Source organism: Streptomyces sp. AC627_RSS907 (assembly GCF_019049165.1).
This window is the reverse complement of the sequence record NZ_JAGMUE010000110.1, coordinates 1-8,722: the sequence shown is the minus strand read 5'-3', so window position 1 is coordinate 8,722 and position 8,722 is coordinate 1. Positions and strand designations below refer to the sequence as shown.

The 8,722-nt window shown below is 73.0% G+C and carries 9 protein-coding genes and 1 pseudogene; 4 read left to right on the top strand and 6 right to left on the bottom strand.

Going from position 1 to position 8,722, the window contains the following annotated elements; genetic code table 11:
- The 3 genes from KUM32_RS23650 to KUM32_RS23640 all read right to left on the bottom strand — a co-directional run.
- The coding region (locus KUM32_RS23650; protein ID WP_302185178.1) for a serine/threonine-protein kinase at nt 1-1,068 on the bottom strand (1,068 nt) is incomplete at its 3' end.
- 76 nt (nt 1,069-1,144) lie between these two features.
- A complete protein-coding gene (locus KUM32_RS23645; protein ID WP_217143947.1) occupies nt 1,145-1,609 on the bottom strand; it encodes a MarR family winged helix-turn-helix transcriptional regulator in 465 nt (154 codons plus the stop codon).
- Nucleotides 1,606-2,241 (bottom strand): DJ-1/PfpI family protein, encoded by a 636-nt coding sequence (locus KUM32_RS23640; protein ID WP_217143946.1) that lies wholly within the window; start codon nt 2,239-2,241, stop codon nt 1,606-1,608. Before KUM32_RS23640 ends, KUM32_RS23645 begins: the two co-directional genes overlap by 4 nt.
- A gap of 179 nt (nt 2,242-2,420) precedes the next feature.
- Between KUM32_RS23640 and KUM32_RS23635 the strand changes: the two genes are divergently transcribed.
- From KUM32_RS23635 to KUM32_RS23625, 3 genes are all read left to right on the top strand, one after another.
- On the top strand, nt 2,421-3,776 hold the full coding sequence (locus KUM32_RS23635) for an aspartate aminotransferase family protein (protein ID WP_217143945.1): 1,356 nt from the start codon (nt 2,421-2,423) through the stop codon (nt 3,774-3,776).
- A gap of 181 nt (nt 3,777-3,957) precedes the next feature.
- Nucleotides 3,958-4,659: a GntR family transcriptional regulator gene (locus KUM32_RS23630; RefSeq protein ID WP_217143944.1), complete on the top strand. Its 702-nt coding sequence runs from the start codon at nt 3,958-3,960 to the stop codon at nt 4,657-4,659.
- 159 nt (nt 4,660-4,818) lie between these two features.
- Nucleotides 4,819-5,469, top strand: coding sequence for a hypothetical protein (locus KUM32_RS23625; protein WP_217143943.1), 651 nt, complete (start codon nt 4,819-4,821; stop codon nt 5,467-5,469).
- 105 nt (nt 5,470-5,574) lie between these two features.
- Here KUM32_RS23625 and KUM32_RS23620 read toward each other — a convergent pair whose 3' ends face one another.
- The 3 genes from KUM32_RS23620 to KUM32_RS23610 all read right to left on the bottom strand — a co-directional run bounded on the left by KUM32_RS23620 (nt 5,575) and on the right by KUM32_RS23610 (nt 8,080).
- Nucleotides 5,575-5,775 (bottom strand): hypothetical protein, encoded by a 201-nt coding sequence (locus KUM32_RS23620; protein WP_217143942.1) that lies wholly within the window; start codon nt 5,773-5,775, stop codon nt 5,575-5,577.
- A 237-nt stretch (nt 5,776-6,012) separates the two neighbouring features.
- A complete protein-coding gene (locus KUM32_RS23615) occupies nt 6,013-6,519 on the bottom strand; it encodes a DUF3515 family protein (protein ID WP_308408706.1) in 507 nt (168 codons plus the stop codon).
- 277 nt (nt 6,520-6,796) lie between these two features.
- Nucleotides 6,797-8,080: an adenylosuccinate synthase gene (locus tag KUM32_RS23610; RefSeq protein WP_217143941.1), complete on the bottom strand. Its 1,284-nt coding sequence runs from the start codon at nt 8,078-8,080 to the stop codon at nt 6,797-6,799.
- 178 nt (nt 8,081-8,258) lie between these two features.
- Between KUM32_RS23610 and KUM32_RS23605 the strand changes: the two are divergent.
- A pseudogene (locus KUM32_RS23605) lies at nt 8,259-8,722 on the top strand (diacylglycerol kinase family protein); the annotation flags it as partial.

Genomic DNA, 8,722 nt, shown 5'->3' with positions numbered 1-8,722 from the left:
GGCCGGGGTGGGGGCGTCCGGCTCCCGGCCCGGCGGCGGGGCCGGCTTCGCGTCCGGGGAGGGGTACGGGCCTGCCCCGGCAGCGGGGGCCGAGCCGTTGGCCGCCGCGGTGGGACCCGGCGGGTTCTCCGTGTCCAGGAGCCGTACCGCGTGCCGGCCGAGCTGGGCGACCAGCGCGCCGGGCAGCCAGGGGTCCCGGGAACGGCCCTCGGCGACCGTGTCCCGCGCTCCGGTGCGCTCCAGGACCTCGTCGAGGGCGGGGCGGGCCGCCGGGTCCTTCTTCAGGCAGTCGCGGACCAGGTCGGCGATGCCCTCGGGCACGCCGTCCAGGTCGGGTTCCTCCTGCGCGATGCGGAACATCAGGGCGTGCACGCCGCTGTGGGCGGTGCCGAAGGGCAGGTTGCCCGTGGCGGCGTAGACGAGGACCGAGCCGAGGCAGAAGACGTCGCAGGCCGGTGTGATCGGGTCGCCGCGCACCTGCTCGGGCGCCATGAAGCCGGGCGAGCCGACGAGCGCGCCGGTGCGGGTGAGTCCGCCCTCGGTGACCGTCTCCATGGCCCGCGCGATGCCGAAGTCGATGACCCGGGGCCCGTCGATGGTGATGAGCACGTTGGACGGCTTGAGGTCGCGGTGCACGATCCCGGCGGCGTGGATGTCCTGGAGCGCGTGGGCGAGCCCGGCCGCCAGGGTGCGCACGGAGCGCTCGGGCAGGGCGCCGTGGTCGTGCCCGACGACCTGCTGGAGGCTGGGGCCCGCGACGTACCCGGTGGCGACCCACGGCACGGGGGCCTCGGTGTCGGCGTCCAGCACGGGCGCGGTCCAGTACCCGCCGACCCGCCGGGCGGACGCGACCTCCTGCCGGAACCGCTCCCGGAACTCCTCCAGCGCCGCCAGTTCCTCGCGCACCAGCTTGACGGCGACCATGCGACCCCGGTCCGACCGGGCCAGGTAGACGTGCCCCATGCCGCCCGCACCGAGCCGCCGCAGCAGCCGGTAGGAGCCGATGCTCCCCCAGTGCTGAAAACCCGGGGGGACCCCCGTCGGGTCCCCGTCCCGGAACTCCGCCATGTTGCACCGCCTTCCCCGCACGTGAGCAACAGACCGAGAATAGTTGCGGGGCGACCTCACGGTGAGTCGCGATCGTCTACGGTTCCGTAACAGGCGGGTCACCGAGCTCGCCCAGCGCCTGCGACAGGCGTTCGAGGGCCTGGACGGCCGCCGCGAGCTCCTCCTCGGACCCGAACGCCTCGGTCAGCCGGTCGGCGAAGGCGGCGTGCCCGGGGTCGATGCGGGAGACGGCGGCGAGGCCGGCCTCGGTCGGCGCCAGGAGCTTGGCGCGGCGGTGGGCCGGGTTGGGCCGGTACTCGGCGAGGCCGCGCTCCACCAGCAGGTCGGCGATGCGCTGCACGCTCTGCCGGGTGATGCCCATCGCCCGCGCGACGCCGGAGACGGGCAGCGGCTCGCGCAGCACCGCGCCCAGCACCTGCCACCAGGCGGCGGTGAGTCCGGCGGGGCGGGCCAGTTCCTCGGCGGCCGCGAGGAACTGGCCGTTGAGCCGGAAGACGCCGAGCGCGCTCCGGCTGAACAGGTCCTGCCGTTCGCGGCTCACGCGGCGCCCGCCTTCTCCAGTACGGCGTACGCGGTCGGGTCCGAGTCGTGGAACAGCCGGTACCAGGCGTCCAGCACCTCGCCCTCGTACACCCCGAGCAGGCCGAGGATCTCGCGGGCGAAGGCGACCGGCTCGGTGGGGCCGGCGGTGACCAGGCCGGCGTCGGTGACCGCGTCGGCCTCCACGTACCGCTCACCGCCCGCGTAGCCGGTGGCCGCCAGGTAGAAGGAGACGGCGCTGGTGTGCGCGCGGTCGTCGAGCAGGCCCTCGCGGGCCAGTCCGGCGGTGGCGCCGCAGATCGCGGCGACGGGGACGCCGGCGTCCAGGAAGGCGCGGGCGGTGCGGGCGAAGGGGGCGAGGCCGTCGCCGCCCGTCGCGGCAGCGGCTGGGGTCAGGGTCCACAGGTCGGCGCCCGGGAGGATCAGCAGGGAGCTGTCCTCGGGACGCAGGTCGGCCAGGGCCAGGTCGGGCTGGACGCGCAGGCCGCCGATGCTCGTGACGGGGGCGGTGGTCGGGGCGACGGTGCGGACGGGGTACCCGGCGCGGGCGAGGTGGGCCGTCGCGTGGCCGGTCTCCCAGTCGGCCAGGGTGTCGTACACGGCGAGATGGACGGGCTTGCGGGTGCCGTTCATGACTCCTCCTCGGAGCACGGGGCTAATGACAGAAGGCTGTCATTCCGACAGTTTGCTGTCAATGCGCTTGCTGTCCATGCATCCCGGCTTCGGGCGTCGACAGACTGTCGTGGAACGCCCCCGTCCGCAGACAGGACGCCGATTCCCTTTCCGCATCGCGGACACCTACCCTCGGCCGCATGACCCCTCAGCCCAACCCCCAGGCCGGCGCCGCCGTGAAGGCCGCGGACCGCGCGCACGTCTTCCACTCCTGGTCGGCCCAGGAGCTCATCGACCCGCTCGCCGTCGCCGGCGCCGAGGGGTCGTACTTCTGGGACTACGAAGGGAAGCGCTACCTCGACCTCACCAGCGGGCTCGTCTACACCAACATCGGCTACCAGCACCCCAAGGTCGTCGCGGCGATCCAGGAGCAGGCGGCGCGGATGACGACCTTCGCGCCCGCGTTCGCCGTCGAGGCGCGCTCGGAGGCGGCTCGTCTGATCGCGGAGCGGACACCCGGCGACCTGGACAAGATCTTCTTCACCAACGCCGGCGCGGACGCCGTGGAGCACGCCGTGCGCATGGCGCGGCTGCACACCGGGCGGCCGAAGGTGCTGTCGGCGTACCGCTCGTACCACGGCGGCACGCAGCAGGCGGTCAACCTCACCGGCGACCCGCGCCGCTGGGCCTCCGACAGCGGCACGGCCGGGGTCGTGCACTTCTGGGCTCCCTTCCTGTACCGCTCGCGCTTCTACGCCGAGACCGAGGAGCAGGAGTGCGCGCGGGCGCTGGAGCACCTGGAGACGACGATCGCGTTCGAGGGGCCGGGGACGGTCGCCGCGATCATCCTGGAGACGATCCCGGGCACCGCGGGGATCATGGTGCCGCCGGCCGGTTACCTGGCCGGGGTCCGCGAGATCTGCGACAAGTACGGGATCGTGTTCGTGCTCGACGAGGTCATGGCCGGGTTCGGGCGGACCGGCACGTGGTTCGCCGCCGACCTGTACGGCGTCGTGCCCGACCTGATGACCTTCGCCAAGGGTGTGAACTCGGGCTATGTGCCGCTGGGCGGCGTCGCGATCTCCGCGAGGATCGCCGAGACGTTCGCCGAGCGGCCCTACCCGGGCGGCCTGACCTACTCCGGGCACCCGCTGGCCTGCGCCGCCGCCGTCGCCACGATCGACGTCATGGCGGAGGAAGGCGTCGTCGAGCACGCGGCACGGCTCGGTGCCGAGGTCGTCGGCCCCGCGCTGCGGGAGCTGGCCGAGCGGCACCCGAGCGTGGGCGACGTGCGCGGGGTCGGCATGTTCTGGGCGCTGGAGCTGGTGAGGAACCGGGAGACCCGGGAGCCGCTGGTGCCGTACAACGCGACCGGCCGGGACAACACGCCGATGGCCGCGTTCGCCGCCGCCGCGAAGGCGCACGGTGTGTGGCCGTTCGTGAACATGAACCGCACCCACGTGGTCCCGCCGTGCAACATCTCCGAGGCGGAGCTGAAGGAGGGCCTGGCGGCCCTGGACACGGCACTGTCCGTGGCGGACGAGTACACGGCGTAGGGCCGCCGCCCGCGAGGGGCCGGGCGGAACCGCCGCACCGCGTAAGGTGGCGTGCTCGTACACACGTCCGCGTCCCTGCACGTGGACGTGTCGTGGCACGTGGGCGTGTCGTGGCACGTGGGCGTGTCGTGGACGTGTGGACGAGCACGCCATCCGTACGCGACGAGGAGAACGCCCGACCATGCCCGGCCCCAGCGGCACCGGTGCCGTGACGCGCAGCACCCTGCGGCGGCAGATCGCCGACGCACTCCGCGACGAGGTGCTGGCCGGGCGGCTCCAGCCCGGGCAGGAGTTCACCGTCAAGGAGATCGCCGAGCAGTACGGGGTGTCCGCGACGCCCGTGCGCGAGGCGCTGGTCGACCTGTCCGCCCAGGGACTCCTCGACGCCGACCACCACCGCGGCTTCCGCGTGCACGAGTACTCGGTCGACGACTTCCGCGACATGATCGAGGCCCGCAGCCTCGTCACCGACGGGATGTTCCTCGCCCTCGCCGACGCCCACCGGCGCGGGCCGGACCCCGACGACCCGCGGATCGTCGCCGCCCTCGCCGGAGTCCGGCGGCGCGGCGAGGAGGCGCAGCGCGCCGCCGCGGCCGGGGACCTGACCGTCCTCATCGGCTACGACCTGCGCTACTGGCGGGAGCTGGCCGTCCTGTTCGGCAATCCCCACCTCTCCGACTTCCTGCACCGGCTGCGCGTACAGAGCTGGGTGTGCACGGTGCAGCACCTGCGGCGGCTCAGCGACCTGCGTGGCGAGCTGTGGTCCGGGCACGGCGAACTGGTCGACGCCCTCGTCCGCCGCGACGTGCCGGCCGCGCGCTCGCTCGTCGACGCGTACAACGCGCACTCCCTCGCCCTCATCGAGCGGCTCACCGGGGGATGACCGGTGGACGACAGGCGCATGACCGGTACATGACCGGGTACGGCGGCGGATGACCAACGTCCGGCGTGTCGTGGCCCGGTCCCAGGTGGGTATGGGACCTGCACGAACCGCGCACCGATTACGCTGCCCTGACCACCGTGTTGTGTGAGGAGCCCTCTTTTGGCCTGTGACCTGTGGCTGGTACCGCTCGTCGACGTCTTGTGCCACACGCCGGACAACCCGTTCGCCGAGGAACTCGCGCAATACGACAAGGTGCTCGCCGAGGCCGGGTTGCCGCCGGTGCCGGTGTACCAGTACATGCCGGGGCTCTCCGGCGAGGTCGCCCCGGTGGCCGGTTTCGACTACGCCGCGCTGCACTTCCTGCGCCGGGCGTACCTGCTCCAGGTGTGCGGGTTGCCGGTGACACCGGTGGACGAACTCGGCGGTGACTACGAGCAGTTGCTGGAGATGTTCGAGGCGACGGCCCAGCACTCGCACCTGGTCTGCCACTACGACCACGCCGGCGCGTACGTCCCCGTCGACTTCCCGCACCCGCTCTCCGACGACGAACTCCTGGCGGGCGGCGGCCCCTTGGGCTCCTCGCACGGGCTGCTGCGGGAGTTGGAGACCGTGGCACCCGTGCTCGGGATCGATCCGGCCAACCCCCCACCCGCACCGCAGCCGCCACTCGCCCCGACGGAGCTGGAGGAACCGGCGGTGCCCGCGCCCTACGACGCCAGCCCCTTCGCCCGGGAGCGCCACGTGTGGCTGGGGCTGCACGCGGCGGCCACGCGGAGCCTGGCGCAGGGGTCGATGATCGTCTTCAGCTGAGCGGCGGAGCGGTGGGCGTCCCCAGCCGAGCGCCGGGGCGGGGCCCTGGGGCAGTGGAGCGGGGCTCGGCGGGCCGGCGCCTCCTCCGCCGGACCGGCGGGGCGCTCACCGGATCAGGGAGATCTCCGGAGGCCACAGGACCCCGTCCGCCATCAGCAACGACGGCCCCAGGTGCACGGGGCACACCCGCAGGGGCGCCCGCAGATGCCGGGCGACCTCGAAACGGGCCGGATCGCCGCAGTCCCCCGGGCCGGCCCCGTCACCGTACGGGCCCCGGCAGGAAGCGGCAGGGTCACGGTCGGTCATGCCCCCGATCCCACACCACGCTCCGCACCGGCGCCCGGCGGACGGGGCCGAACGGCAACGGCCGCACCATGGGCGGGACCCGGAGCCGGGCCACAGGGGCGGGAGCAGGCGGGAACCGGGCCACCGGAGGGCGGAACCCGCAGGCCGCGCTACAGGGGCGGGAGCAGGCGGCAGCCGGGCCACCGGAGAGCGGGACCCGCAGGCCGGGCTACAGGAGGGCGGAACCCGCAGGCCGGGCTACAGGGCGTCGGCCACGCCGACGCACTTCCGGTCCTGCGGGAGCCACTTCACGGCGGGGTTCAGCGCGGTCAGGAGACCGCCCACCTCCTCGCGCGGCCCCGTGTACGTGAACTCGGCGGCCGGCGAGCGGCCGTACGTCCGCAGGACGCTCACGCCGTCGCGCTTGAGCCGTTCCTCGTCCAGGACCCAGTCGACCCCGTCGACCGTGACGCAGAGATTGATGTTCGGCATGAGCTCCTCGGCGCCGCAGCGGAACACCGCGGACTGGCCGCCCCAGGCCGCGACCCCCTCGCCGAGGGTCCAGTCGCGCGAGGCGCCGGGGATGTCGTCCGGGAGGCGGGAGAGCACCTTGTCGCAACGGGGATCGTCGGCGTGGGGGGCGGCGGAGACCCGGTGGCTGTCGACGAAGAAGAGCACACCGGCCACGGCGACGACCGCCACGGTCAGCCAGATCCACATCCGGGCGGTGGGCCTGCGGCGCAGGCCGGCGGGCAGGGGGCTCACGGCTGTTCGCCGGGGACGCGTGCGCGCGAGAGCGGTTCGACGCACTGAACGGGCTCGCTCCCGCACAGTCCGAAGGAACGGTTGCTGATCCGCATGGCCTGCTCGCTCCGCCTTGTTCGTCCTGCTGCCGGTGCCCGCCAGCGTATCCGCCCGCCGGCCGGGGCCCCTGGGGAGCCCCGGCCGGGGGGACGACCGCCCGCGGCGGCCGGTGGCCTACGGAGGGTCCACCGAGGTCCACGCAGGCTGCGCGGGCTGGGGAGGACCCTTCTCAGGAGACCTACAGGAACGAGTTGATCTCGATCGTCTCGTCCCGGCCCGGGCCCACGCCGATCGCGGAGATCGGAGCGCCGGACATCTCCTCCAGCGCCTTGACGTACGCCTGGGCGTTCTTCGGCAGGTCGGAGAAGGTCTTCGCCTTGCTGATGTCCTCGTTCCAGCCCGGCAGCATCTCGTAGACCGGCTTCGCGTGGTGGAAGTCGGACTGCGAGTAGGGCAGCTCCTCGACGCGCTTGCCGTCGATCTCGTACGCCACGCAGACCGGGATCTGCTCCCAGCCGGTCAGGACGTCGAGCTTGGTGAGGAAGAAGTCCGTGAGGCCGTTGACCCGGGTCGCGTAGCGGGCGATCACCGCGTCGAACCAGCCGCAGCGGCGGTCGCGGCCCGTGGTCACGCCCCGCTCGCCGCCGATGCGGCGCAGCGCCTCGCCGTCCTCGTCGAACAGCTCGGTCGGGAACGGCCCGGCGCCGACACGGGTCGTGTACGCCTTGAGGATGCCGATGACCCGGCTGATCTTCGTCGGGCCCACGCCGGCGCCGGTGCAGGCGCCGCCCGCGGTCGGGTTCGACGAGGTCACGAAGGGGTACGTGCCGTGGTCGATGTCGAGCAGCGTGCCCTGGCCGCCCTCGAAGAGGACCACCTTGTCGTCGTCGAGGGCCTGGTTGAGGACCAGGACGGTGTCGGCGACGTACGGCGCGAGCTTGTCCGCGTAGCCCAGCAGCTCCTCGACCACCTGGCCGACGGCGATCGCCCGCCGGTTGTAGAGCTTGGTGAGCATCTGGTTCTTGACGTCGAGCGCCGCCTCGACCTTCTGGGTGAGGATCGACTCGTCGTACAGGTCCTGGACCCGGATGCCGACGCGGTTGATCTTGTCGGCGTAGGTCGGGCCGATGCCGCGCCCCGTGGTGCCGATCTTGCGCTTGCCGAGGAAGCGTTCCGTCACCTTGTCGACGGTCACGTTGTACGGCGTGATGATGTGCGCGTTGCCGCTGATCAGGAGCTTGGACGTGTCGACGCCGCGCTCGTTCAGCCCGCTCAGCTCGGAGAACAGGACCGACGGGTCGACGACGACGCCGTTACCGATGACCGGCGTGCAGCCGGGAGACAGGATTCCGGAAGGAAGCAGGTGGAGGGCGTACTTCTGGTCACCCACGACTACCGTGTGGCCGGCGTTGTTGCCGCCCTGGTAGCGCACCACATAGTCGACGGAACCACCGAGCAGGTCCGTCGCCTTTCCCTTGCCTTCGTCACCCCACTGAGCACCGAGCAGCACAAGTGCGGGCACGCGCGTACACCCCTTCCGGGCGGGGCATGTCCATGGTCGAGGGCGTACGCGGAAACCGCGTGCACCGCGACCGTCGTTGGCCGCCAACCGTCGGACCGGATGCCCCGAAATAGACGAAGCCCCTGGCGCAATAGCGCAAGGGGCTCTTGCACAAAGATGCTACCCGAGGAAGCGAGGCATGGCCGAGGTGGCGACTTCCACGACGCCCGATCAGCTCCTGGTGGTCATCGATCCCGTCGCCCGGCGGGCCGACGGGGAGTCCGTCCGGATCGCGAAAGACGTGCTCAGCGCGGGTGCGGCGAGCACGAAGGTGTGCCTGCCGGACGGTCCGGAGGAGTTCGCCCGCGCGCTGCGGCGACGGGGCTCGCGGCGGCCCGTGGTGGTCGGTGACGACCGCGCGCTGCTGCGGGCCGTCACCCTGCTGCACCGGCACCGGGAGCTCGCGGCGTGCGCGTTGTCGGTGGTGCCGGTGGGGCCGGCGCTGGGCCTCACCCGGTCGCTCGGGCTGCCGTCGGGCGCGGTGGCGGCGGCACGGGCGGTGCTGGACGGGGCGGAACGGCGCCTGGACCTGCTCGTCGACGACAGCGACGGGGTGGTGCTGGGGGCGGTGCGGATTCCGCCGGTCGTGGCACGGGAGGGCGG